Annotated in this window: 24 protein-coding genes; 11 read left to right on the forward strand and 13 right to left on the reverse strand. The window is 71.2% G+C overall.

Going from position 1 to position 24,784, the window contains the following annotated elements:
* Nucleotides 1-639, reverse strand: coding sequence for a thiol:disulfide interchange protein DsbG (dsbG, locus tag LRM40_RS08885; RefSeq protein WP_151125082.1), 639 nt, complete (start codon nt 637-639; stop codon nt 1-3).
* Complete coding sequence (locus LRM40_RS08890) at nt 636-1,478, reverse strand: TlpA family protein disulfide reductase (protein WP_151125083.1); 843 nt, start codon at nt 1,476-1,478, stop codon at nt 636-638. Before LRM40_RS08890 ends, dsbG begins: the two co-directional genes overlap by 4 nt.
* A 141-nt stretch (nt 1,479-1,619) precedes the next feature.
* Between LRM40_RS08890 and LRM40_RS08895 the strand changes: the two genes are divergently transcribed.
* Nucleotides 1,620-2,528, forward strand: a complete 909-nt coding sequence (locus LRM40_RS08895; protein ID WP_151125085.1) for a DMT family transporter — start codon at nt 1,620-1,622, stop codon at nt 2,526-2,528.
* Nucleotides 2,529-2,538: 10 nt separating this feature from the next.
* Here the strand turns inward: LRM40_RS08895 and LRM40_RS08900 are convergent, their stop codons facing one another.
* Together LRM40_RS08900 and LRM40_RS08905 are read right to left on the reverse strand one after the other, a co-directional pair.
* Nucleotides 2,539-3,459, reverse strand: a complete 921-nt coding sequence (locus LRM40_RS08900) for a DMT family transporter (RefSeq protein ID WP_151125086.1) — start codon at nt 3,457-3,459, stop codon at nt 2,539-2,541.
* A 14-nt stretch (nt 3,460-3,473) separates the two neighbouring features.
* Entirely contained in the window at nt 3,474-5,444 is a 1,971-nt protein-coding gene (locus tag LRM40_RS08905) for a hybrid sensor histidine kinase/response regulator (RefSeq protein ID WP_170288924.1), read from the reverse strand.
* A gap of 81 nt (nt 5,445-5,525) precedes the next feature.
* On the opposite strand from LRM40_RS08905, the gene LRM40_RS08910 reads away from it, so the two are divergent.
* From LRM40_RS08910 to LRM40_RS08920, 3 genes are all read left to right on the forward strand, one after another.
* The gene (locus LRM40_RS08910; protein ID WP_151125088.1) at nt 5,526-6,269 is read left to right on the forward strand and encodes a 2OG-Fe dioxygenase family protein; all 744 of its coding nucleotides are present in this window, start codon (nt 5,526-5,528) and stop codon (nt 6,267-6,269) included.
* A 35-nt stretch (nt 6,270-6,304) separates the two neighbouring features.
* Nucleotides 6,305-7,375 carry a 6-phosphofructokinase gene (locus LRM40_RS08915; protein WP_151125090.1) on the forward strand — a complete coding sequence of 357 codons (1,071 nt, stop codon included), beginning with the start codon at nt 6,305-6,307 and terminating at the stop codon, nt 7,373-7,375.
* Between the two features lie 109 nt (nt 7,376-7,484).
* On the forward strand, nt 7,485-7,652 hold the full coding sequence (locus tag LRM40_RS08920; protein ID WP_151125091.1) for a DUF3149 domain-containing protein: 168 nt from the start codon (nt 7,485-7,487) through the stop codon (nt 7,650-7,652).
* Between the two features lie 12 nt (nt 7,653-7,664).
* Here the strand turns inward: LRM40_RS08920 and LRM40_RS08925 are convergent, their stop codons facing one another.
* Nucleotides 7,665-9,467, reverse strand: a complete 1,803-nt coding sequence (locus LRM40_RS08925; protein WP_231067807.1) for an ABC transporter ATP-binding protein — start codon at nt 9,465-9,467, stop codon at nt 7,665-7,667.
* A complete protein-coding gene (locus LRM40_RS08930) occupies nt 9,454-11,205 on the reverse strand; it encodes an ABC transporter ATP-binding protein (protein ID WP_151125092.1) in 1,752 nt (583 codons plus the stop codon). Before LRM40_RS08930 ends, LRM40_RS08925 begins: the two co-directional genes overlap by 14 nt.
* Nucleotides 11,206-11,350: 145 nt before the next feature.
* On the opposite strand from LRM40_RS08930, the gene def reads away from it, so the two are divergent.
* Both def and LRM40_RS08940 read left to right on the forward strand, forming a co-directional pair.
* Nucleotides 11,351-11,890 carry a peptide deformylase gene (gene def, locus LRM40_RS08935; RefSeq protein WP_151125093.1) on the forward strand — a complete coding sequence of 180 codons (540 nt, stop codon included), beginning with the start codon at nt 11,351-11,353 and terminating at the stop codon, nt 11,888-11,890.
* An 82-nt stretch (nt 11,891-11,972) separates the two neighbouring features.
* Complete coding sequence (locus LRM40_RS08940; protein ID WP_231067477.1) at nt 11,973-13,892, forward strand: DUF6600 domain-containing protein; 1,920 nt, start codon at nt 11,973-11,975, stop codon at nt 13,890-13,892.
* 10 nt (nt 13,893-13,902) lie between these two features.
* Here the strand turns inward: LRM40_RS08940 and LRM40_RS08945 are convergent, their stop codons facing one another.
* Nucleotides 13,903-14,595 (reverse strand): arylesterase, encoded by a 693-nt coding sequence (locus tag LRM40_RS08945; protein WP_375138583.1) that lies wholly within the window; start codon nt 14,593-14,595, stop codon nt 13,903-13,905.
* An 18-nt stretch (nt 14,596-14,613) separates the two neighbouring features.
* On the opposite strand from LRM40_RS08945, the gene LRM40_RS08950 reads away from it, so the two are divergent.
* Complete coding sequence (locus LRM40_RS08950; protein ID WP_151125329.1) at nt 14,614-15,306, forward strand: ABC transporter ATP-binding protein; 693 nt, start codon at nt 14,614-14,616, stop codon at nt 15,304-15,306.
* 6 nt (nt 15,307-15,312) lie between these two features.
* Here the strand turns inward: LRM40_RS08950 and LRM40_RS08955 are convergent, their stop codons facing one another.
* The 6 genes from LRM40_RS08955 to LRM40_RS08980 form a co-directional block, all read right to left on the reverse strand.
* Nucleotides 15,313-16,242 (reverse strand): DUF808 domain-containing protein, encoded by a 930-nt coding sequence (locus tag LRM40_RS08955; RefSeq protein WP_151125328.1) that lies wholly within the window; start codon nt 16,240-16,242, stop codon nt 15,313-15,315.
* Nucleotides 16,243-16,361: 119 nt separating this feature from the next.
* On the reverse strand, nt 16,362-17,162 hold the full coding sequence (locus tag LRM40_RS08960; protein ID WP_151125327.1) for a peptidylprolyl isomerase: 801 nt from the start codon (nt 17,160-17,162) through the stop codon (nt 16,362-16,364).
* 133 nt (nt 17,163-17,295) lie between these two features.
* The gene (locus LRM40_RS08965; protein ID WP_151125326.1) at nt 17,296-17,577 is read right to left on the reverse strand and encodes a BolA family protein; all 282 of its coding nucleotides are present in this window, start codon (nt 17,575-17,577) and stop codon (nt 17,296-17,298) included.
* Nucleotides 17,574-18,227 (reverse strand): septation protein A, encoded by a 654-nt coding sequence (locus LRM40_RS08970; RefSeq protein ID WP_151125325.1) that lies wholly within the window; start codon nt 18,225-18,227, stop codon nt 17,574-17,576. Before LRM40_RS08970 ends, LRM40_RS08965 begins: the two co-directional genes overlap by 4 nt.
* Entirely contained in the window at nt 18,224-18,661 is a 438-nt protein-coding gene (msrB, locus tag LRM40_RS08975) for a peptide-methionine (R)-S-oxide reductase MsrB (protein ID WP_151125324.1), read from the reverse strand. The genes LRM40_RS08970 and msrB overlap by 4 nt, the downstream gene beginning before the upstream one ends.
* Nucleotides 18,658-20,157 carry a protein adenylyltransferase SelO gene (locus tag LRM40_RS08980; RefSeq protein WP_151125323.1) on the reverse strand — a complete coding sequence of 500 codons (1,500 nt, stop codon included), beginning with the start codon at nt 20,155-20,157 and terminating at the stop codon, nt 18,658-18,660. The genes msrB and LRM40_RS08980 overlap by 4 nt, the downstream gene beginning before the upstream one ends.
* Nucleotides 20,158-20,276: 119 nt before the next feature.
* Between LRM40_RS08980 and LRM40_RS08985 the strand changes: the two genes are divergently transcribed.
* The 4 genes from LRM40_RS08985 to LRM40_RS09000 all read left to right on the forward strand — a co-directional run bounded on the left by LRM40_RS08985 (nt 20,277) and on the right by LRM40_RS09000 (nt 24,768).
* Nucleotides 20,277-20,717 carry a PaaI family thioesterase gene (locus LRM40_RS08985; protein ID WP_151125322.1) on the forward strand — a complete coding sequence of 147 codons (441 nt, stop codon included), beginning with the start codon at nt 20,277-20,279 and terminating at the stop codon, nt 20,715-20,717.
* 34 nt (nt 20,718-20,751) lie between these two features.
* Nucleotides 20,752-21,240, forward strand: coding sequence for a GNAT family N-acetyltransferase (locus LRM40_RS08990; protein WP_151125321.1), 489 nt, complete (start codon nt 20,752-20,754; stop codon nt 21,238-21,240).
* A gap of 71 nt (nt 21,241-21,311) precedes the next feature.
* Nucleotides 21,312-23,642, forward strand: coding sequence for a Tex family protein (locus tag LRM40_RS08995; protein ID WP_151125320.1), 2,331 nt, complete (start codon nt 21,312-21,314; stop codon nt 23,640-23,642).
* Nucleotides 23,643-23,664: 22 nt separating this feature from the next.
* On the forward strand, nt 23,665-24,768 hold the full coding sequence (locus LRM40_RS09000; RefSeq protein WP_151125319.1) for a patatin-like phospholipase family protein: 1,104 nt from the start codon (nt 23,665-23,667) through the stop codon (nt 24,766-24,768).
* Nucleotides 24,769-24,784 lie beyond the last annotated feature (16 nt).

Consider the following 24,784-nt stretch of genomic DNA (forward strand, 5'->3'; position numbering starts at 1 on the left):
TCAGCGCGGCCCCATGGCTTCGTTCAGCGTGCGCGGCGTGACGCCGGTGCGGGCCTGAAGCTCGCCGGCCTCGTCGCGCCAGACCACCGCGGGCGTGGCCTGCAGACCCAGCGCCTGCATCAGGCGGGCATTGGCTTCCAGCCGGGCCGCCAGTGCCGCGGGCACCACTGCCAGGGCTTGCAGGCCCTGGTTCGACAGCGGGTGAGGGTGGCCGGAGGCCAGCGCCTGGGCCGTGGCCTCGACCTGCCCGCCTTCATAGGCCGCCAGCGCCACCGCGGGGTTGGGGGCGCTCAGCAGGGCGGCCGCCTTGCCCGGGCTCTCCGGCGTGAGGATGCCGACGATCACGTGCCGCAGCTGCACCTTGCCGGCCTGCACCCAGGGCCGGGCCTCGGCCCAGAACTTGTTGCAGTAGGGGCAGTTGGGGTCGGTGAACACATAGACCACGCGGTGCGCGCCGATGCTGCCGTCCGCGATCCAGCTGCTGCTCTGCAGCAGCGTCAGCACCTGCGCGGCCGTGGCCGGCGCCGCCAGGCCCCGCAAAGGGGCGGCCCCCGCGCAGGCGGCCAGGGCCAGCAGGCTGCGGCGGGTGAGTCGGCCGGGCAGCGCCGGGACTGGAGCAAGGAGGAGACGTGGGGTCATGGTGGTGGCGCAGAGGACGAAGGAAGCAGGGCCGGGCCGAGTTCAGCGAGCTTGTCCGCCAGGGTGGCGGGGGAGAGCTCGCCGATGCGTTGCGTCACCACCCGGCCCCGGGCATCCAGAAACACGGTGGTGGGCAGGGCGCGCTGGCCCAGGCCGGCGCCCAGCGTGGAGCGCGGGTCGATGAGCACCTGGTCGAGGTGCAGGCCCTGGCTGGCCAGATAGGCCTGCACGGTGGCGGGTGGCTCACCCTGGTTCACGAAGACGAAGCGCACCCCGGGGTGTCGGGCCTGGGCGTCGGCCAGCACCGGCATCTCGCGCCGGCAGGGCGGACACCAGGTGGCCCACAGGTTCACCACCGTCGGCTGACCGTTCAGCCCGGCCAGCGCCACCGGTCGGCCCTGCAGGTCGTTCAAGGTGAGCGCGGGCAGGCGCTGGTCCGTCGGCCGCTGCCACAGCAGCAGCCCGCTGCCGATCAGCCAGACCAGGCTGGTCAGGCCCACCGAGGCCAGCAGGGGCCGGCGCAACTGCGGGCGCCGCTGCGCCCACACGGCCGTGGCGATCCAGCCGGCGATCAGACCGGCCTGGGCGTTCCAGCCGCCATCACGGATGTCGATCAGGCGCCAGGGCTCGTCGAGGTAGAGCCCGCGGTAGGGCCAGACGAAGGCCAGCCGCGCCACCAGCAGGGCCAGCAGCAGCACGCGGAAGGCCTGGGGCTCGGGGTCGATGCCCTGGGCCCGGCCGACCCGGCGCCCCAGGGTGTTGCCCGCCAGCACGGCCAGCACCATCAGCAGGAGGGCCCAGGGCAGGGCGAAGGGGCCGATCTGGAGACTGCTGCTCATGGGGTGCGGATTGGGTCGGGCGGGAAAATGCGGGGCGGGGTATGGATGGAGTGTGCCAGGGGCCGGCGGGTTCCCTGCGGCGAAGCCAGGGGTGCCGTTCCGCGAAGAGAAGGCCGGATCGGACCTGCGAAGATGCCGGGCATGACACTGCACACCTCCAGTGGCACGGCCCGCCATGCCGACTGGCGCGGGTTGGCCCTGGCCGCCCTGGGCGCCATCGCGTTCTCGGGCAAGGCCATCATCGTGAAGCTGGCCTACCGGCACGGCGTCGATGCGGTGACGCTCATCATGTACCGCATGCTGATCGCGCTGCCCCTGTTTCTGCTGCTGGCCTGGTGGGCCGGGCGGGACCAGCCGGCGCTGAGCACCCGTGACCGCGGGGCCGTGCTGGCCCTGGGCTTTTCTGGCTACTACCTGGCCAGCCAGCTGGACTTCATGGGCCTGGCCTACATCAGTGCCAGCCTGGAGCGGCTGATCCTCTACCTGGGGCCCACCATCGTGATGGCGATTTCGGTGCTGTGGTTCAAGCGCCGGGTGACGGGGCGGCAGTGGGCCGCCGCCGGGCTGAGCTACCTGGGCACGGTGCTGGTCTTCGGCCACGAGGCGGCCGACCAGGGGGCCCACACCGCGCTGGGTGCCGCCCTTGTCTTCGGCAGCGCCGTCAGCTACGCGCTCTACATGGTGGGCAGCGGCGAGGTGGTCGGGCGCCTGGGTTCGCTGCGTCTGACGGGCCTGGCCTCCAGCGTGGCCTGCGGTTTCTGTCTGCTGCAGTTCGTGCTGCTCAAGCCGCTGTCGGCGGCCCTGGTGCCTGCGCCGGTGTTGTGGCTGTCGCTGCTCAATGCCACGGCCTGCACGGTGGCGCCGGTGCTGATGGTGATGATGGCCATCGAGCGCATCGGCGCGCCGCTGACGGCCCAGATCGGCATGATCGGCCCGCTGAGCACCATCGGCATGGGCATCGTGCTGCTGGGCGAACCCTTCACCCCGCTGCTGCTGCTGGGCACCGCCCTGGTGATGGGCGGGATCTGGCTGCTGGCCCGCTGGCGTTGAGCTGGCGCGCTCAGCGCTTGCGCGAGGAGATGACGATGCCGCCGACGATGAGGCCGAAGGCCGCCGCGTGGTACCAGTGCGGTGCCTCGCCCAGCAGGGCGGTGGACATGAGCGCCGCGAACAGCGGCGTCAGGTTGACGAAGAAGGCGGCGATGGCCGGCCCCACCGTGGCCACACCCTGGCCCCAGCAGTAGTAGGCGATCAGCGAGGGGCCGACGGCCACATAGGCCAGGATGGCGAAGACGGCCGGGCTCCAGTGCCACTGGGCGTCGCTCACCAGCGCCTCCACTCCGGTGGCGGCGGCACACCAGACCAGGCCGAAGCCCATCTGCAGCGACAGGAACTCGGCCCAACCCCAGGCCGGGCGCTCCGGCGCGCGCATGGAGGCCGGCGGGCGGGCCAGCATCCAGCTGTACAGGCACCAGCTGAACATGGCCAGCAGCATCAGCAGGTCGCCCGGCGAGAAGCGCAGGGCCAGCAGGCGCTCCGGCTCGCCGTGGGCGATGACCAGGGCCACGCCCAGCAGCGACAGGGCGGCGCCCAGCAGATCCTGGCGCCGCGGGTGCACGCCATAGAGCACCGCGCCGATGCCCAGCATCCAGACCGGCGAGCTGGCCGCGATCAGGGTGACGTTGAGCGGCGTGGAGGTGTGCAGGGCCAGGTACTGCAGCGCGTTGTAGCTGCCCATGCCCAGGAGGCCCAGGCCGGACAGGTAGGGCCAGCGCGCGCGCAGCGCGGCCCGGTCACGCCAGGCGGCGCGGCCCAGGGGCCACAGCAGGGCGAAGGCCAGCAGCCAGCGGGCGAAGTTCAGGGCCACCGGCGGCACGGCCCCCACGGCCAGCCGCCCCACCACGGCATTGCCGGCCCACAGCAGGGGCGGCAGGGTGAGCAGCAGGGCAGTGCGCAGCGACAGCGGCTGGTGGGTGGACATGGGGCGTGCCGCGGTCAGCGGCCGGAAGCATCGAAAAGGGCGCCCAGTGTCTGACGAAACGCGGAAAAGTCCAGCGGCTTGGTCCAATAGGCCGAGAAACCCTGGGCCAATGCCGCCTCGATGTCGCTGGGCAGGGCGTTGGCCGACAGGGCGATGCAGGGGATGTCCCGGGTGAGCGGGTCGGCCCGCAGGCGCTGCAGCACCTCGCTGCCGTGCAGGTCGGGCAGTTGCATGTCGGTCAGGATCAGGCGCGGGCGCAGCTCCCGCGCCAGCCGCAGGCCGGTGAGCGCATCGGGCGCGCCCACGAAGCGCACGCCGGAATGGCGGGCCACCAACTCGGCGACGATGGTCATGTTGACCGGGTTGTCCTCGATGTAGAGCAGGCAGGGCAGCTCGGCGTCCGAGGGCGGCTCGGCCGCTGCCCCGGGCGCCGCAGGCTGTTCCGGCAGGGCCTCGGTGTCGACCCCCTGCAGCCAGACTTCGAAGGTGCTGCCCTGGTCAGGCTGGCTGCGCACCCGGATCTCGCCCCCCATGCGGCCCACCAGGGTCTTGACGATGGCCAGGCCGATGCCCACGCCGTCCACATCGGCCGCGCTGGCGGGCAGGCGGTGGAAGGGCTCGAAGGCCTGGGTCTGCGCCTCGGCCGGCATGCCGATGCCGCTGTCGCTGACCGACAGCAGCACCTGCCGGCCCTCGGCCCGGGCCCGCACCGCCACCCAGCCGCCGTCGCGGTTGTACTTGATCGCGTTGGTCAGCAGGTTGATCAGCACCTGGCGCAGGCGCACCGGGTCTCCGCAGGCCCGCAAACCGGTCGGCACATCCAGCCGCCAGGCGATCTGCTTCTGCGCGGCCTGCGCCTGCACCAGAGGCAGCGCCGAGGCCAGCACCTCCGACAATTCCACCGGGGGCTGCGGCAGCTGGCCCGCCGTGGCCGGTTGCGGCTGGGCCAGTTCCAGCACGTCGTTGATGAGGGACAGCAGGTGCACCCCGGCGTGTTCGATCTGCTGGAGCTGCTTCTGGCGCGCCATGGCCGGCATGCGGTCGTGGTCGGCCAGCAGCAGCTGGGTGAAGCCCAGGATGGCGTTGAGCGGGGTGCGCAACTCGTGGCTGAGCCGGGCCAGCAGTTCGGATTTGGCTTCGCTTTCGCGTTGGGCCAGCTCGCGGGCGTGGCGTTCCTCCAGCGCGCGGTGGGCGTCGGTGACGTCCCAATTCACCCCCATCTGTTGGATGGGCGTTCCTTGATCGTCGCGCACCACCAGGCGGCGCGAGGCCAGCCAATGCACCGAACCGTCGGGCCAGATCACCCGGAACTCGTGCTGCCCCTCGCCGGGCGGGGCGATCTTCTGCAGGCGGCGCTCGGCCCGGGGGCGGTCGTCCGGGTGGACCCAGGAGAGCATCTCGGGGTAGCCGGGCGCTTCGGGCCGGGGTGTGCGGCCGCGCAGCGCCCACATCTGGGCGTCCCACTGGTGGGCCCCGGTGGCCACGTCCAGCACCCAGGTGCCCATGCCCACGCCCCGGGCGGCCAGGGCGATGCGGTCGCTTGCCGTCTTGAGCTCGCTGGCCAGGCGCTGCTGCTGGGTGACGTTGAAGGCGATGCCCTGGAGGATGCGGGGCTGCCCTTCCTCGTCGCCCTGCACGATGCGCCGGGTGAGCAGGTGAACCCAGTGCCCGTCGGCACCACGCACCCGCAGCGTCACGTCCACCGGCCCGTGGGTGGCCAGGCTCAGGGCATTGGCCTCGCGCAGGGCCAGCAGGTCGTCCGGGTGCACGCGGTCGGTGAACTCGTGCACCGCCCAGCCCTCGGCCTGGCTGGGCAGCCCCAGCAGGTGGTAGCCCTGCTGGTCGGTGCTCAGCAGGCCGCTGCTCAGATCCAGCTGCCAGGTGATGACCCCGGCCAGATCGTTGATCAGGCGGGGATCCAGGGGCGAGTGCTCGGCAGGCGGCGGCGTCTCGCGGGGGGCGGCGGGCGGTACATCGTGTGACACCCTGAAACGGTAGCACGGGCCGGTCCGATCCCGATGTACGGCGCCTGTCCGAGTGCCCGAAGCGCGACAATCGTCACCATCATGATGCTTGCTCCTGCGTTGACCCCGCTGTCGGGTCTGGACGCGACCCTGGCCGCCCAGGGCTTCGCGGTGCTGAATGCCCAAGGGCTGGGCGAGATGCTGTCGGCCCCGCCCGAGGCGCTGGCCGACTGGCCGGCCTACTGGGACCGCCTGCCGGCCGACGGCTACCTGCGCGATGGTGGCCGTTACCGGCGCCGGCGCCACAGCTGTTTCATCGTCGAAGGCGAGGTGGTGACCCAGGTGCCGCACCGGCCGCACTGGCAGCCGGTCTCCTACAACGCCCTGCACGGCGGCATCGAACGCCACTTCGAGCCGATCGAGCCCTCGTTGGTGGCCGACCCGCTGTGGTCGCGCTGGCTGGCGGGCATGGCCGCCCGGGCCTCGGCCCTGCGCGGGCCGCGGACCTGGTATGTCGAGGCCCACCCCTTCCGCATCGACACCACCGACGGCATCGGCCGGCCCACGCCCGAAGGCGCCCACCGCGACGGCGTGGACCTGGTCACCGTGACCCTGATCAGCCGCGTGGGCATCAAGGGCGGCGAGACCCGGGTCTTCGAGGCCCAGGGCACGGCCGGCCAGCGCTTCACGCTCAGCGAGCCCTTCAGCACCCTGCTGCTGGACGATGAGCGGGTGATCCATGAATCCACCCCCATCCAGCCGCTGGACCCGGCCGTGGGCGGCCACCGCGACACCCTGGTGCTGACCTTCCGCGCCGGCGGCTTCCAGGGCCCGGACAACAGCTGAGCCCGACCGTCCGGGGGCCGGTGTATCGTTGAATGATGCACATCGGAATCCTGACGGGCGGCGGTGACTGCCCCGGACTCAACGCGGTGATCCGCGCGGTCACCCTGGCCCTGATCAACGAGGCGGGCGCCACCGTCACCGGCATCGAGCGCGGCTTTCTGGGCCTGTGCCGGCCCGCCATGCGGCCGCTGCGCGCGCCGGACGTGGAGGGCATCCTCTCGCTGGGCGGCACCATCCTGGGCACGCACAACCGCTGCGACCCCTTCCACTACTTCGGCGCGGACGGGGCGGATGTCTCGGCCCAGGCGGTGGCCACCTTGCAGCGCGAGGGCATCGACGGCCTGGTGGTCATCGGCGGCGACGGCACCATGGTGATCGCCGAGGGCTTTGCCCGCCTGGGCGTGCCGGTGGTGGGCGTGCCCAAGACCATCGACAACGACCTGATGCACACCGACCGCAGCTTCGGCTTCGACAGCGCGGTGGCGGTGGTGGCGGAATCGCTGGACCGGCTGGCCACCACGGCCAAGAGCCATGGTCGGGTGATGATTGCCGAAACCATGGGGCGCTATGCCGGCTGGATCGGTCTGGAGGGCGGCATGGCCGGCGGGGCCGACGTGATCCTGCTGCCTGAACTGCCGTTCTCGGTCGAGGCGGTGGCCGAGGTCTGCCGCGAGCGCGAGGCCCGCGAGGGCGACACCCTCATCTGCATTGCCGAAGGCGCGCACGCGCTGAACCAGGACCAGGTGGTGCGCGCGCGGCTGGCCGACAGCCCGGAGCCCGTGCGCCTGGGCGGGGTGGGGCAGTGGCTGGCCCAGGCCCTGCAGCCCCTGGTGGGCAGCGAGGTGCGCAGCACCCAGCTGGGCCATGTGCAGCGCGGTGGTTCGCCCACCCCCTTCGACCGGGTGCTGGCCACTCGCTTCGGCTACCACGCGGCCCAACTGGTGCGCAGCGGCGACTTCAACCGCATGGTGGTGCTGCAGGGCGACACCTGCACCAGCGTGGCGCTGGCCAGCGTGGCCGGGCAGAGCCGGAAGGTGCCGCTGGACCACCCCCTGCTGGCGGCCGCCCAGGGGCTGGGCCTGTCGCTGGGGCAGCCCCGCGTTTGATCATGATCAGACGCCGGTCGCGTGGGCGGCCGGAATTTGCGCTGGCGCAGAAAACCCCTGCGGGTGTCGGTGTCTCATGGCAGCACCAACCCCACAAGAGGAGATTCACATGCACGCTCTGCGCGACTTCTTCACGACCGACTATGGCCTGATGAGCGCCGCCGGCATCCTGTTCATGCTGGGCATGCTGGGCTACTACGTCTACTACTTCATCCACCACATGCATGTGGATGAAAAGGCCGAGCAGGACCGCCTGGCCGCCGCCGCGCACAAGTGATCTGACACGGGCTCAGTCGGCGGCCTCGTCTTCGGCCGCCAGCTGCTGCAGTTCGACCAGACGACGGTAGATGCCGTCGTTCAGGGCCATCAGCGCCTCGTGCGGGCCCAGTTCGGCAATGCGGCCGTGTTGCAGCACCACGATGCGGTCGGCATCGCGGATGGTCGAGAGCCGGTGGGCGATCGAGATGATCGTCAGCTGGCCGTGCAGCGCGGCCAGTGCCCGCTGCACCACCTGCTCCGTCTCGCTGTCGATGTGCGAGGTGGCCTCATCCAGCAGCAGGATGCGCGGGCGTACCGCCAGCGCGCGGGCGATGGCCAGCAACTGCTTTTCGCCCACCGCCAGGCGGGCGCCGCCTTCGCCCAGCACGGTGTCGTACCCCTGCTCCAGCCGGGCGATGAAGCCCGCCGCGCCGGCCGCTTCGGCCGCGGCCCGGATCTGGGCGTCGCTCAAGGGCCGGCCCATGGCGATGTTCTCGCGCACCGTGGCCGCCAGCAGGAAGGGCTCTTGCGGCACCAGGCCCACGGCCTCGCGGAAGGCTTCCTCGTCCAGCGTGGCAATCGGCTGCCCGTCGATGCACAGCGCCCCCTGCGTGACCGGGTAGAAGCGCAGCAACAGCGACAGCAGCGTGGACTTGCCGCTGCCGGTGGGGCCGACGATGCCGATGAACTCGCCCGGCGCGATGCGCAGGTCCAGCTCGCGCAGCACCGGTGCGCCGTCGCCATAGGCAAAGCTCAGCCGGCGGACGTCCACCTCGCCGGCCGTCACCTGGCCCCGCGCCTGCGGGCGCTCGGCCTGGGCCTCTTCCAGCAAGGTGTTGACCCTTGCGGCGGCGATCACCGCCTGCTGCAGCTGAGAGAACTGCATGGTCATCTGGATCAGCGGCTCCACCACCCGGCCGATGTAGGCCACGAAGGCGTACACCACCCCCACCTCGACCGTGCCGAGTTGCCCGCCGGCATCCCGCAGGCCGAAGACGGCGATGACCAGGGCCAGCATGATCACGTTGAGCAGGTCCAGGGCGGGGCGCAGCAGATAGGCATTGGCACGCAACTCGACCTGGCGCGAGGCGTAGTGCGCCTGGTTCACCTCCGCGTAGCGGGCTTCGTAGCGCGGGGCCGCCCCGCTGGCCTGCAGCACCGCCATGCCGGCAATGGATTCCGCGGCCTGGGCGTTCAGGCTGCTGCGCAGCTCGCGGGTGCGGGCCACTGCCGGGGCGGAAATGCGCTGGTAGACATACACGATGGCGAACACCGCCGGCACCAGCGTGGCCACGATCAGCATCAGGCGCCAGTCCAGCAGCGTCATCGTGACCAGGACGCTGGCCAGCATGATGAGGGCGTCCAGCATCACGAACAGCACCTGCACGTAGAGCTGCTTCACCGCCTCGGTGTCGTTGGTGACGCGGCTGACCAGCTGCCCGGTGATGGCGGTGTCGAAGAAGGCCATGGGCAGGCGCAGCACATGGCCATAGACCGCCTCGCGGATGCGCTGCACCGAGCGCATGGCCACGCCGGCCAGCCGGCTGAGCTGGCCGTAGCGCAGCAGGCTGGCGGTGCTGCCCGCCACCAGGGCGCCCAGCAGCAGGCCCAGCATGGACGCCAGGCCCGGCTGGTGGGGCACCAGGTGGCGGTCGATCAGGGCCTTGCCCAGCACCGGTCCCAGCGCATCCAGCGCCGCGGCCAGCAGCAGCCAGAGCAGGCCCCAGCCGATGGCGCGGGCATCCGGCCGCGCGGCGCGCCAGAGCAGGGCGGTGGCCTTGCGCAGCACACCCTCCGTGAAGGGCGAGGCTGGGTTCGCGTCAGGCTTGGTCAAGCGAGGTCTCCAGTTGCTGGATGCGCCACTGGTGGGCGTACCAGCCGGCCTGCACGCCCTTGGCCAGCAGGGCCTCGTGCGTGTCCAGTTCGACCAATTGCCCCTGGCGCAGCACCGCGATGGCATCGGCATCCATGACCGCCGAAAGCCGGTGGCTGACCACGATCACCGTGCGGCCCTGGCGCTGGGCGCGCAAGTGCTGCAGGATGCTGTGTTCGGTCTCGGTGTCCACGGCGGAGAGCGCGTCGTCCAGCAGCAGCAGGGGGGCATCGGCCAGCAGGGCGCGGGCGATGGCCACCCGCTGCCGCTGGCCGCCTGACAGGGTGACGCCGCGTTCGCCCACCGGCGTGGCATAGCCCTGGGGCAGGCGCTCGATGTCCTCGTGCACCGCGGCCAGCCGCGCGGCGGCCTCGATCTCGGCCGGGCTGGCATCGGGCCGGCCCAGGGCGATGTTCTCCGCCACGCTGGCCGAAAAGAGGATGGGCTCCTGCGGGACCCAGGCGATACCGGCCCGCAAGGCTTCCAGCGTGTAGTCGGCCAGCGCCACGCCACCCCACCGGATCTGCCCCGACTGGGGCGTCCATTGGCGCAGCAACAGGCGGATCAGCGTGCTCTTGCCGGCGCCGGTCGGCCCCACCAGGCCCAGGGTGCTGCCCTGGGGAATGTCCAGATCCAGCGCCGACAGCGCCGCGCGGGTGCTGCCGGGGTAATGCAGGCTCACGCCCCGCAGCTGCAGGCCACCGGCCTGCACGGGTGTCACCGTGCCGTCGTCGTCGATGGCCAGGGGTTCTTCCAGCACCGTGCTCAGCCGGCCCCAGGCGGCACGGCCGCGCTCCCACAAGGCCAGCACCCAGCCGGCGGCGAACATCGGCCAGACCAGCTGGCCCAGGTACAGGCCGAAGCTGGTGAGCTGGCCAATGCTCAACTCCCCCTGCCAGACCAGCCAGCCGCCCAGGCCCAGCGAGAGCGCATTGGCCACCGCCAGGGTGATGCCCACCGCCGGCTCGTAGCGGGCCTCCCAGCGCTGGGACAGGGCGCTGGCGTCCGCCGCTGCGCCGGCCAGCTGGGCAAAGCGGGTGCTGCTGCGGGCTTCCAGGCCCAGGGCGCGCAGGGTGCGCACACCCGAGAGCGTTTCCTGCACATGGTCGTTCAGGGTCCCGAAGCGCTCCAGCGCCAGGCGCGAGGCGTCATGCACCCGGGAAGAGATCCACCAGAAGGCCGCGGCCATGAACGGGAAGGGCAGCAGGGCCACGGCGGCCAGGCGCCAGTCCACCGCCAGGGCCATGGTGCCGGCCACCATCACCAGGGTCAGCGTGCCGTCGAAGCCGGCCAGCACCGCCTCGCCCGAGGCCATCTCCACCGCGTCCACGTCGTTGGTGGCCAGGGCCATCAGGTCGCCGGTGCGCCGCGTCTGGAAGAAGCGCGGGCCCTGCAGAGCCAGTCGCTCGTACAGCCGCGCGCGCAGCTCCACCCCCATCTGGTAGGCCGCGCCGAAGAGCTGCAGCCGCCACGCCACCCGCAGGCCGTAGATCACCACGCCGGCCAGCAGCAGGCGCGCGAGCTCCCAGACCAGGGTGGGGCGGTCGAGCCGGTGCTGCACCAGGGCGTCCACCAGATGGCCGATCTGGCGCGGCAGCCAGACCGTGAGCAGGGCGATCCCGAACAGCGTCAGCCCGGCGCTGGCATAGGCCCAGGCGTGGCGGCGGACGAAGGCGAGGATCAGGCGGGCGAGGGACATGGGCGGCGCGTGGGGCGGACGCGGGCGGTGGGCGCCCGTCGGGCGGCGCAGCGGGACGAAGCGGTGGATTCTAGGCAGGCGCGCGACAATCCGCGGGGGACCGGTGTGGCCGGCCCGCCGCGACCCACCGAACTGAGGACTGCCCGTGCCCGTGCGTGAGATCTTGAAGATGGGCGATGCCCGCCTGCTGCGGGTGGCCCAACCGGTGTCGGCCTTCGACACACCCGAGTTGCACACCTTGATCGCGGACATGCGCGACACCATGGCCGCCGCTGGCGGCGTGGGACTGGCCGCGCCGCAGATCGGTGTCGATCTGCAACTGGTGATTTTCGGTTTCGAGCGCAGCGCGCGTTATCCGGATGCCGCGCCGGTGCCGTCCACCGTGCTGCTCAATCCCGTCATCACGCCGGACGAGTCTGCCGGAGAGGAAGATGGCTGGGAAGGTTGCCTCTCGGTGCCGGGGCTGCGGGGCCAGGTGCCGCGCTGGAAGCGCATCCGTTACCAGGGCGTGGATCCGCAGGGCCAGCCCATCGACCGCTGGGCCGAGGGCTTCCATGCCCGGGTGGTGCAGCACGAGTGCGACCACCTGATCGGCCGCCTCTACCCGACGCGCATGCGCGATCTGCGGCTGCTGGGCTTCACCAGCGTGTTGTTCCCGGGGCTGGACCCGGCATCGGATGACTGATCTGCGGCCGAGTGCCGGGCCCGGCTGCGGCACCGGGGGCTCCCGCCGTCAGCCGGCAGACGGCCCGGCGCGTTGAAGTGGCATGAACAAGCTCTTGGCATCGTGGTGTCTGCGTCTGTGGCTGGGGGTGACCCTGGCGGTCGGCATGGTGGCTGCCCAGGCGGCAGGGGATCCGCCCGGCCGGGTGGGGCGTCTGGCCGACCTGGACGGCAGCGGCTGGCTGCAGCAGGGCGGGCAGGGCGAATGGACCGGCCTGCAGCGCAACCAACCCGTCACCAGCGGGGACTGGATCAGCACCGACCCGGGCAGCCGGGCCCGGGTGGAGATCGGCTCCACCGTGCTGCGCCTGGACGGCGGCACGGTGCTGCAGGTGCGTCGGCTGGACGATGCGCGCATCGACCTGTGGCTGCAGTCCGGCGCGGTGTCGGCCCGCATCCGCCAGCCGGAGGTGATCCGCGAGTTCTCGCTGAACTGGGCCCTGGGCAGCCTGCAGCCCACCGGCACCGGGGCCTACGTGCTCAGCCAGGACGACACCGGCTCCCGGCTGAGCGTGCTGGCCGGCGAGGGGCGCTTCAGCAGCCCGGCGCGCAGCTTTAGCCTGCGGGCCGGGCAGTCGGTCGAACTGGTGCAACAGCCCGGTAGCCGGCAGCTGGACATCACCTGGACCGACCTGCCGCAGGACCGTTTCGTGGCCTGGGTGCAGGACGAGGACCTGCGCAGCGACTGGGCCCGCGACAACCCCCCCGTCTCCAGCGAGATGACCGGCGCGGACGATCTGGACCGCTATGGCCGCTGGGAGCAGCACCCCGAGTACGGCGTGGTCTGGCAGCCGCTGGTGGTGAGCGCGGGCTGGGCGCCGTACCGCTACGGCCGCTGGATGTGGGTGGCGCCCTGGGGCTGGACCTGGGTGGACGATGCGCCCTGGGGCTTTGCCCCCTTCCATTACGGCCGCTGGGTGTACTGGGGCACCCGCTGGGTCTGGGTGCCCGGCAACTATGTGCGCCGGCCGGTCTATGCACCGGCCCTGGTGGGCTGGGTGGGCGGCTCGGGCTGGAGCGTGTCGATCAACGCGGGCCCGCCCACGGTGGGCTGGGTGCCCTTGGCGCCGATGGAGCCTTTCGTCCCGGCCTATGTCTACACGCCGGTCTACTACCAGCGGGTGAACCCCTGGCGGCCGCCGGTGATCCGCTACCCCGTGGCCCCGGGCGCCATCGACTACCGCAACCGCTGGGCGCCGGGCGGTGCCACCTGGGTGCCCGCCCAGGTGGTCCAGGCCCAGCAGCCGGTCTGGCGGGCGGTGCGGCCGCAGGATGACGAGCATCGTGGCCGCATCCCCCTGATGCCGGTGCCGCCGCCGTCCCGCCCCGTGGGGCCCTTGCCGGGGCAGGGTGGCGAGACCGGCGGCCGGGTGCCGCCCGCGCCAAGCTGGGGCCATGTGCCGGTTCAGCCGCCGCAGCCCCGCCCGTCCTTGCCCGGTTCGGGCGCCAATCCGCCCGACGTGCGCCGCCATCCCCTGCCGGTGCACCCCGCGCCGGTGACGCCGGCGCCGGCCCGTCCGACACCGCAGACGCCTGTGCGGCCGCAGCCCTTCGTGCCTTCGGAGTCGTCGATGCCGGCCCGCCAGCCCGACTGGCCGGCCGCCGGGCAGGCGCCTCGCGCCCATGTACCGAATCCGGTGCCGATCCCGGAGCCGCGCTACCAGGCGCCGCCGCGCGACGGGAACCCCGCAGACGAGGTGCGGGGCGGCGGCTACCGGCCGCCGGGGCTGCAGCCTCAACCCTTGGTCCAGCCCCAACCTGTGCGGCCGGCGCCCGAGGCACGCCAGCCCGAGCCACGCCCCGGGGCCATGCCCCCCGCGCCGCGTGCGCCCAGCCCACCGGCGTATCAGCCCATGCCGGTGCGGCCGGTGCCGCCGGCGGCCGAGCGGGGCGACCCGCATGGGGGTGGCCGGCGCCCGGGCCCGACGGAAGACGACAAGCGCCGCGACAGCCCGCAGCGCTGAACGGCGCTCCTCAGCGCAGCAGTGGCTGGAGCACCGGCCAGACGTTGTCCAGCAGGATGGGATGGGCCTTGGCCAGCGGATGGATGCGGTCGGCCTGGAACCACGCGTCGGCATCGGGCCGGTCGGCCACGCCCTTGAGCAGGAAGGGCACCAGCGCGGCCTTGCGCTGCCTCGCCACCTCGCTGAACACCGCGGCGAAATCGCGGGTGTAGGCCGCGCCGTAGTTGGGGGGCACCTGCATGCCCGCCACCAGCACCTTGGCGCCCTGGGCCTGGGCCTGGGTGACCATCTGCTCCAGGTTGTCGCGGGTGCTGGCCAGGGGCAGGCCGCGCAGCGCATCGTTGCCGCCCAGTTCGATGATCACGACCTTGGGCCGATGCTGCTTCAGCAGGGCGGGCAGGCGGCTGCGGCCGCCGGCCGTGGTGTCGCCGCTGATGCTGCCGTTCACCACCTGCCAGGGGCGGGGTCGCTTGGCCAGGCGCTCGCCCAGCAGGGCCACCCAGCCGCTGCCGCGGGCCAGGCCGTACTCGGCGGACAGGCTGTCGCCCAGCACCAGCAGGGTGGGCGTCTGGGCGGCTTCGGCGGCCAGCGCATGGGCCTGCCAGGGCAGGGCGCAGGCCAACAGGCTACAGTGCAGCAGCCATTGCCGACGCCCGACTGGCAGCACCGGCTTCGCGTCCGGTGCGGTTCTCTTGTCTGACACGCCCTTGTCCTTCATTCCATGACCCCAGCCATCATCGCCGTCGAGCACCTCACCAAGCGGGTGAGCGATGCCACCGGGACTCTGACCATTCTCCACGACATCAGTTTCACACTGCGGGCCCGGGAGTCCGCGGCCATCGTGGGGGCCTCGGGCTCGGGCAAGAGCACGCTGCTGGGCCTGCTGGCCGGGCTGGACGTGCCCAGCGAAGGCTCGGTCAGGCTCGATGGCGAGGACCTGTTCGCGCTGGACGAGGACGCCCGCGCCGCGCTGCGGGCCCGCGCCCTGGGCTTCGTGTTCCAGAGCTTCCAGTTGCTGGCCAACCGCACGGCCCTGGAGAACGTGATGCTGCCGCTGGAGCTGGCGGGCCGGCGCGATGCCCGTGCCGCCGCCACCGACATGCTCCAGCGTGTCGGGCTGGGGCAGCGCCTGGGCCACTACCCGCGGCTCTTGTCCGGCGGCGAGCAGCAGCGGGTGGCGCTGGCCCGGGCCTTTGTCGTGCAGCCCAAGGTCCTGCTGGCCGACGAGCCCACCGGCAGTCTGGACCATGCCACCGGCGAGAAGGTGATGGAGCTGATGTTCGAGCTCAACCGCGAGCGCGGGACCACCCTGGTGCTGGTGACCCACGACCGGGCCATTGCCGCGCGCTGCGACCGTCAGCTGCTGATCGACGCCGGCCGTTTGGCAGCCCAGGGCGAGACGCTGAGCGCCTGAGCGCGTTCAGTGCGCGGCGCGCCCGCGCAGACGGGCCACGGCACTGACCACCGCCAGCACCAGCCCACCGGCCACCACACCGATCAGGGCCGGCGCCACGACACCGGCCACCGCGCCCAGCCAGCCTGGCAGCGGCTGGGTGAATGCCTGGACGCCATGGTGCAGGGCCGGCAGGCCGTGCGCCAGGATGCCGCCGCCCACCAGGAACATGGCGGCCGTGCCCAGCACGCTGAGCGTCTTCATCAGCCAGGGCGCCGCCCCCAGCAGCAGCCGGCCCAGACCGCGCAGGCCATCGCGCAAGCCGCCTTCGCCGCGCAGCCGGGCCAGGGCCAGGCCCGCGTCGTCGAGCTTCACGATGGCCGCCACCAGGCCATAGACGCCGATGGTCAGCACCACCGCCACCAGCACCATCACGCCGAACTGGGTGAGCAAGGGGGCGCCGCTCACGCTGCCCAGGGTGATGGCGATGATCTCGGCCGACAGGATGAAGTCGGTGCGGATGGCACCGCGGATCTTGTCCTTCTCCAGTGCCACCAGATCCACCGCGGGATCGGCCAGGGCCTCGGTCAGCGCGGCGTGGCTCTCCTCGGCGTCGGCGCCGTGGTGCAGCCGGTGCCACACCTTCTCGAAGCCTTCGAAGCAGAGGTAGGCGCCGCCGACCATCAGCAAGGGGGTGACCAGCCAGGGGGCCAGCGCGCTGATGGCCAGCGCTGCGGGCACCAGGATGGCCTTGTTGACCAGCGAGCCCTTGGCCACGGCCCACACCACCGGCAGTTCGCGGCTGGCGTCCACACCATGCACCTGCTGGGCGTTGAGCGCCAGGTCGTCACCCAGCACGCCGGCGGTCTTCTTGGCGGCCACCTTGGTCAGCACCGACACGTCGTCGAGCACGGTGGTGATGTCGTCGATGAGGGCGAGCAGATTGGCAGCGGCCATGGACTTGAACGGAAATGGGGTGTTGCGATGCTAACCGGCCCGTGCCGCGCAATCGGCGGCCCCAAACGAACAAGGCACCCGAAGGTGCCTTGTCGCATGGGGCCGAGGGCCCGGAGGGCTTACTCGCCGGCCGAGAACTTGTAGTCGGTCTTGGCGGCGTTCTTCAGGTCTTCCTGGTACTTCTGCAGGGAGGCCTGGGCCAGGCGTTGCATGATCTGCGGCTTGACTTCCTCGAAGGCCGGGAACTTGGCTTCGCGGGTGTCTTCCAGCTTGATGATGTGCCAGCCGAACTGGGTCTTCACCGGGGTCTGGGTGTATTCGCCCTTCTTCAGCGCGGCCAGGGCCTGGCCGAATTCCGGCACATAGGTCTCGGGCTTGGCGAAGTCCAGGTCGCCGCCGTTCTCGGCCGAGCCCGGGTCCTTGGAGTTCTTCTTGGCCAGCTCTTCGAAGCTGGCGCCACCCTTGAGCTGCTCGATCAGCTTCTTGGCTTCGTCTTCGTTCTCCACCAGGATGTGGCGAGCGTGGTACTCGGTGCCCGACGAAGCCGCCTTGATCTTCTCGTACTCGGCCTTGGCATCGGCCTCGGACGGCTGGTGCTTCTTCTGGTAGTCGGCGAACAGCTCACGGATCAGCACGGTCTGGCGCAGCAGCTCCAGCTGGGCCTTGAAGTCGGCGCTGGCAGGGATGCCGGCCTTCTCGGCGGCCTGGGCGAAGATCTCGCGCAGCACCACTTCGTCGCGGGCGCGGGATTCCATTTCCGGGGTGACCGGCTGGCCGCTGCGGTTGGCCTGCTGCAGCAGGGTGGTCACGCGCGCCTTGGGCACCGGCTTGCCATTGACGATGGCAACGTTCTGGGCCTGGGCCGCCAGCGGCAGGATCACGGCCAGGGCCGCCAGCAGGACAGTGGACTTCAGCTTCATGGTGGATGTCGCCTTTCGGGGGACTCGTGTCGTCAGGAACAGGAATGACGGGAAGGAAGAGGGCGCGAAGCGAAACGACGGATTGACGTGAGACACACGTGAAGACCGTCCGATGCCTGTGGCGCCCCGGGGCTCAGTGTTCGCCCGGTGCGCGGGTGTCCAGCGCCAACGCGTGGATGCCCTGGGTCATCAAGTCGCGCAGGGCATCATACACAAGGCGGTGACGGCCCACCCGGGCCACCCCCACGAATCGTTCGCTGACGATCCGCACGCTGAAATGGCTGCCTTCGGCAGCCCCTGCGTGGCCGGCATGGGCGGCGCTGTCATCACGCACTTCCAGCAGGCTCGGGGCCAGGGCTGCGCGCAGGACGGCATCGATCTGCGAGGCCGTGGGACGGGGCGGGGCGGGATTCACGGCAGGCTCTTGCGGGACTCGTTGTCGCTGCCATCGCCGTCGGGCAGGTGGCGGCTGATGTAGACACCCTGGGCCACCATGAACAGCAGCATCAGGCCGGTGGCGCCGAACAGCTTGAAGTCCACCCAGATGGCGGTCTCGAAGCTGTAGGCCACCCAGAGGTTGACCAGGCCCATCAGGGCGAAGAAGGCGATCCAGGCGAAGTTCAGGCGGCGCCACACCGGGTCGGGCAGGGGCAGTTCCTTGCCCAGGGTGCTGCGCAGCAGGTTCTTGCCGAACAGCGCCTGGCTGGCCCACAGGGCGATGCCGAAGGCCCAGTACAGGCCGCTGGGCTTCCACTTGATGAAGGTCTCGTTGTGGAACCAGATGGTCAGGCCGCCCAGGATCACGACCAGGGCCAGGCTGAACCAGAGCATGGCGTCCACCTTGCGGCCACGGGCCTTGAGGTAGATCACCTGGGCCAGCGTGGCGACGATGACCACGACGGTGGCCAGCAGCACGGGGGCTTCCTTGGGCGCCACCACGCCACCGGAGACGAGACCGCCGAAATGCTCGGTGGCGAAGGCGCCCGCCCAGTCCTGGTGGCCGTCCGCATAACGGAAGGTGGCGAAGAACAGGACGATGGGCAGCAGGTCGAACAGAAGTTTCATGGCGTTCCGGAATCCGGCGCGAAGTGTATCGCTGCCGAATTGATGCAGAAACGCTCTCCGGTGGGCGCGGGGCCGTCATCGAAGACGTGGCCCAGGTGCGAGCCGCAGTTCGCGCAGCGCACCTCCACCCGCGTCATGCCGTGCGAGGTGTCGATCAGCCGCTCGACCCGGCCTTCTTCGATGGCCTGGCTGTAGCTGGGCCAGCCGCAACCGGCGTCGAACTTGGTGTCGGAGCTGAACAGGGCCTGGCCGCAGCCCACGCAGCGGTAGACACCCGGCTCCCAGTGGTTCCAGTAGACGCCGGTGAAGGCGCGTTCGGTGGCCGCCTGCCGTGCCACGGCGAACTGCACCGGGTCGAGCTGGTCGCGCCACTCGGCCTCGGTCTTCTGGACGGGATAGCGGGTGTCGTCGTGGTCGTGCGGATCGTGGGTCATGAGGAGCAGGACACGGAGAGTTGCTGAGCCCAGTCGGGCGGGAAGCCGGCGTCGGCGGCTGTGCCGCTGTCGTCGTCGAAGGGACGGGAGAGCACCGCCAGCAGGCGTTGGACCTCGCCGAAGTCGCCTTGTTCCGCCCGCTGGATGGCGGTTTCCGCCAGGTGGTTGCGCAGCACCACCCGCGGGTTGGCGCGGCGCATCGTGGCCTGCCGCTCGGTGTCGATGCTGTGCTCGGCGGCCAGACGCTCCGCGTAGCGCGCGGCCCAGGCGTCAAAGGCCTCGCGGTCCATGAAGACATCGCGCACCGGCCCGGCGTCCCGAGGGGAGAAATCGCACAGGCGGCGCATCGCGATGGTGTAGTCCACCTTCTGGGTCTCCAGCAGGCGCAGCCAGTCGTTGACCAGGTCCTGGTCGCCCTCGCGCGCCTCGCGCAGGCCCAGCTTGGCGCGCATCTGCGCGGCCAGCGCTTGGGCGAAGACGGTTTCGTAGCGGGCCAGCGCGGCGCGGATGGCGGCCACATCCTCCGGCGTTCCTTGACCCTGGCCCACCAGAGGCACCAGGGCCTGGGCGAAGGCGTGCAGGTTCCACCAGCCCACCTTGGGCTGGCGGGCGTAGGCATACAGCCCGCCCTCGTCGGAGTGGTTGCAGATGTGCTGCGGGTCGAACACATCCAGAAAGCCGAAGGGGCCGTAGTCGATCGTCAGCCCCAGCAGCGACATGTTGTCGGTGTTCATCACCCCGTGGCAGAAGCCCACCGCCTGCCACTGGGCGATCAGCCGGGCCGTGCGTTCGGTGACCTCGCCGAGCAGGGCCAGCACCGGCTGCTCGGCCTGGCGGCAGGCCGGGAAATGGTGCGCGATGGCATGCTCGGCCAGGGTGCGCAGCTCCTCGTGCCGGTCGTGGTGGTAGAAGTGCTCGAAGTGGCCGAAACGCAGAAAGCTGGGCGCCACACGGGTGACCACGGCCGCTGTCTCCACCCGCTCGCGGCGCACCGGCAGGGACGAGCCTGTCAGGCACAGGCCGCGGCTGGTGGGGATGCCCAGGTGGTGCATGGCTTCGGAACAGAGGAACTCGCGGATGGAGGAGCGCAGCACAGCCCGGCCGTCGCCCATGCGCGAATAGGGCGTGCGGCCCGCCCCCTTGAGCTGCAGTTCCATCGCCCCCTGCGGCGTGTCCACCTCGCCCAGCATCAGGGCCCGCCCATCGCCCAACTGTCCGGCCCACACACCGAACTGGTGACCGCTGTAGACCGAAGCCAGCGGCGCCATGCCTTCCCAGGTGCTGTTGCCGCTGAAGACAGCCAGGGCCTCGGGCCATCGCTGCCACCAGTCGGCCGGCCAGCCCAACACGGCGGCGGCATCGTCGCTGGTGGCGACCCAGTGCGGGTCGGGCAGGCCGGCGCCACGCATTGGGGTGTGGAAGGCCGGGCCCAGGCCCGCAAAGCGGTTGGGCCAGCGCGTGGCGTCAGGGGGGGAGGGGGCGCGGCGGTCGTCCATGCGGGCCAGTGTAGGCAAGGGCGCGGCGCCTGACCGGAGGTGGGGCTTTCCGTTCTTGCTCGGCGGCGGCTTCGGTCCTGGGGAGGGTGTTCACTCAGGGTTTGCGAGAAGATTGCCGCATGAGCACCCATGCCCCGCCCCAGGCCCATCCTCAGCCCTTTCCGATCGCCATTCCCTTTGCCCACCACCTGGGCCTGCAGTTTTACGGGGCCACGGAGGACCGCGCGGAGGTGCGGGTGTGGTTGCAGCCGCCCCACCTGAACGGCTGGGGTGTGGCCCATGGCGGGCTTCTGCTGACGATGATGGACATCTCGATGGCCCTGGCGGCCCGCAGCGGCCACCAGGAAGGGCCGGGCGTGGCCACCATTGAGCTCAAGACCAGCTTCCTGCGGCCGGCGGAGGGCGAGCTGCGCGGCATCGGCACGGTGCTGCAGCGCACCGTCAGCATGGCCTTCTGCGAGGGCCGGGTGCTCAACGCCCAGGGCGATCTGTGCGCCCATGCCACCGCCACCTTCAAGTTCCTGGGCGGCGTCAGCGCGCCGGCGCGGCCACCGCGCTGAGCGGTTCCACCTGCGGATGGACAATGGGGCCACCATGACGACCCCATCGCCCGATATCCACTGGACCTGGTGCCGCTTCCCCGACCTGGGCCTGCAGGACCTCTACGACCTGCTGCAACTGCGGGCCCGCGTGTTCATCCTGGAGCAGGGGCCCTACCTGGACCCGGACGGCCTCGACCAGCACAGTTGGCACCTGCTGGGCCGCCTGGGCCACGACTGGAACGGCCTGTCGGCCGGCGAACTGGTGCTCTACCTGCGGGCGGTGGATCCGGGGCAGAAGTACGACGAGCCGGCCCTGGGACGGGTGGTCAACCACCCGGCGGTTCGGGGCCTGGGCCTGGGGCGCGTGCTGGTGGGCGAGGGCGTGCGCCGATGCGACCAGACCTGGCCCGGCCGGCCCAACCGCATCAGCGCCCAGGCCCATCTGGCCGCCTTCTATGGCGGCTTCGGCTACCAGCCCGTGGGTGAGGTCTATCTGGAGGACGACATCCCCCACCAGGAGATGCTGCGTCCGGCGGTTTGAGCCGGTGGGGGCGCCGGGGCGCTTAAACTCCCGCGCTCTCCCGACTTTGAGCGACGTGCTCGCGAACGGTTTTGGACAAGATCCTGTTGCAAATTGCGGCCGAACTGAAGGTTCGGCCGGCCCAAGTCAATGCCGCCGTCACCCTGCTGGACGGCGGCGCCACGGTGCCCTTCATCGCCCGCTACCGCAAGGAGGCCACCGACGGCCTGGACGACATCCAGCTGCGCGAGCTGGAAGCCCGGCTGGGCTACCTGCGCGAGCTGGAAGAGCGCCGCGACGCGGTGCTGAAAAGCATCGACGAGCAGGGCAAGCTCACGCCGGAGCTGCGCGCCGCCATCGAGGCCGCGCCCACCAAGCAGGAGCTGGAAGACCTCTACCTGCCCTACAAGCCCAAGCGTCGCACCAAGGGCATGATCGCCCGTGAGGCGGGGCTGGAGCCGCTGGCCGACAAGCTGTTTGCCGACCCCAGCCTGGACCCGATGGCCGAGGCCGCCGCCTTCCTGAACCCGGATGCCGGTTTTGCCGACGCCTTCGCGGTGCTGGACGGCGTGCGCGACCTGCTGTCCGAACGCTGGGCCGAGGACGCCACCCTGGTGGGCAAGCTGCGCGAATGGCTGTGGGCCGAGGGCCTGTTCCAGTCCAAGCTGGCCCCGGGCAAGGACGAGAACCACCCCGACCACAGCAAGTTCCGCGACTACTTCGACTACGACGAGCCGATCCGCACCGTGCCCAGCCACCGCGCGCTGGCGGTGTTCCGCGGCCGCACGCTGGAGATCCTGGACGCCAAACTGGTGCTCGACGAGGAAGTGGTGCCGGGGCAACCCACGCTGGCCGAAGGCCGCATCGCCCAGCACCTGGGCTGGCGCCACGCCAAGCGTGCCGGCGACGAGCTGATCCGCAAGACCATCGCCTGGACCTGGAAGGTCAAGCTGTCGATGAGCCTGGAGCGCGACCTGTTCGGCCGCCTGCGCGAAGAGGCCGAGAAGGTGGCCATCAAGGTCTTTGCCGAGAACCTGCGCGACCTGCTGCTGGCCGCACCGGCCGGCAAGCGCGTGGTGATGGGCCTGGACCCGGGCATCCGCACCGGGGTGAAGGTGGCGGTGGTGAGCGACACCGGCAAGGTGCTGGCCACGTCCACCGTCTACCCGCACGAGCCCAAGTGCGACTGGGAAGGCAGCCTGCACACCCTGGGTCGCCTGGTGGCCACCCATGGCGTGAACCTGATCGCCATCGGCAACGGCACCGCCAGCCGCGAAACCGACAAGCTGGCGGCCGACTTGATCAAGCGCATCCAGGGCATGGCCCCGGACGTGAAGCTGGAGAAGGTGGTGGTCAGCGAGGCCGGCGCCTCCGTCTACTCGGCCTCCGAATTCGCCTCCAAGGAACTGCCGGACCTGGACGTGAGCCTGCGCGGCGCGGTGTCCATCGCCCGCCGCCTGCAGGATCCGCTGGCCGAGCTGGTGAAGATCGAGCCCAAGAGCATCGGCGTGGGCCAGTACCAGCACGACGTGAACCAGAGCGAGCTGGCCCGCACGCTGGACGCGGTGGTGGAAGACTGCGTGAACTCGGTGGGCGTGGACCTGAACACCGCGTCGGCGCCGCTGCTGGCCCAGGTCTCGGGCCTGTCCACCGCGGTGGCCAACAGCATCGTGCGCTGGCGCGACGCCAACGGCGCCTTCCGCAACCGCCAGCAGCTGCTGGACGTGGCCGGCCTGGGCGCCAAGACCTTCGAGCAGGCCGCGGGCTTCCTGCGCATCCGCGATGGCGACAACCCGCTGGACCTGTCGGGTGTACACCCGGAAACCTACCCGGTGGTCGAAAAGATCATCGCCGCCGCCGGCCGGCCGGTGCAGGAGCTGATCGGCAATGCCGACGTGATCCGTAAGCTGCGGCCCGAGGCCTTTGCCGACGAGAAGTTCGGCGCCATCACGGTCAAGGACATCCTGGCCGAGCTGGAAAAGCCCGGCCGCGACCCGCGCCCGGACTTCAAGGTGGCCCGCTTCAATGATGGCGTCGAAGACATCAAGGACCTGAAGGAAGGGATGGTGCTGGAAGGCACGGTGTCCAACGTGGCCCAGTTCGGCGCCTTCGTGGACCTGGGCGTGCACCAGGACGGCCTGGTGCATGTGAGCCAGCTCTCCAACAAGTTCGTCAACGACGCCCGCGAGGTGGTCAAGACCGGCGACATCGTCAAGGTCAAGGTGCTGGAGGTGGACCTGGCCCGCAAGCGCATCAGCCTGACGATGAAGCTCGACGCCGCCGCGCCTGGCCCCAAGAGCGGCAGCCGTGGCGACAACAGCTACCGCCCGGCCGCCCGTGGCGAGCGCGCCCAGTCCGGTCGTGGCCACCCGGCCGAGGCCCCGAACGCGATGGCCGCGGCCTTCGCCAAGCTCAAGCGCTGAGCGGGCGCCGCCGGTCATGGCGATGAAGGCCTTGCGCATCCTGGCCGGCCCGGCCGCGCTGGCACGCCTGCGCCAGGGCCCGCTCACGCCGGCCGAGGTGCGGGTGGTGCCGGGCGCCGCCGGTGGCCCCAAGGGCCTGATCCTGGGCCCCCTGGACCAGTTCCTGTTCGGTGATTGGCTGCCGCGCGGCGGCCACACGGTGCATCTGTTGGGTGCCTCCATCGGCGCCTGGCGCATGACGGCGGCCTGCATGCCCGACCCGGTGGTCGCGCTGCAGCGCCTGGCCGAGGACTACATCACCCAGCGCTACGCGCATGCGCCCGGCAAGTCGCCGTTGCCCGGCCATGTCAGTGCGGTGTTTGGGGCCAAGCTGCAGGAGCACTTCGGCGGGCAGGAGGCGGCACTGCTGGCCCATCCGCGGTACCGCCTGCATGTGTTCACCAGCCATGGCCGGCGCTGGCTGCGGCGCGAGACCGCCCGCTGGCGCACCGGCCTGGGCTATGGCGCGGCCTTCGTCAGCAACCTGGTGGCCCGCCCGGCCCTGGGGGGCTGGCTGGAACGGGTGGTGTTCTCGGACCCGCGCGATGCGCTGCCCCTGCCCCTGCACGACTTCCGCGGCCAGCAGGTCGCCCTGTCGCTGCAGAACCTGATCCCGGCCGTGCTGGCCAGTTGCTCGATCCCGTTCTGGCTGGAGGCGGTGCACGACATCCCGGGCGCGCCGCGCGGGGCCTACTGGGACGGCGGCATCACCGACTACCACCTGCACCTGCGCTACGACCGTCTGCTGGCCGGCGACGCGGGGCAGGGCGGGGACCCGGGCTGGGTGCTGTACCCGCACTTTCAGCCCACGCTGGTGCCGGGCTGGCTGGACAAGGCCTGGCGCTGGCGCCACCGCGCCACCCCCGCGCTGGACCGGGTGGTGGTGCTGGCCCCCCGGCCCGAATGGCTGGCCACGCTGCCCGGCGAGCGCCTGCCCAGCCGCGAGGACTTCAAGGCCTACCTGGACGACGACGCCGCGCGCGAAAAGGCCTGGCGTCGTGCGGTGTCCGAGAGCCAGCGACTGGCCGACGAATTCCAGGCCTGGGTCGAGGGCCGGGCCACGCCCGAGTTGCAGCCCTTGCCCTGACCCGCGCTCCGCCGCG

Source organism: Ideonella dechloratans, from assembly GCF_021049305.1.
Taxonomy (GTDB): domain Bacteria; phylum Pseudomonadota; class Gammaproteobacteria; order Burkholderiales; family Burkholderiaceae_C; genus Ideonella; species Ideonella dechloratans.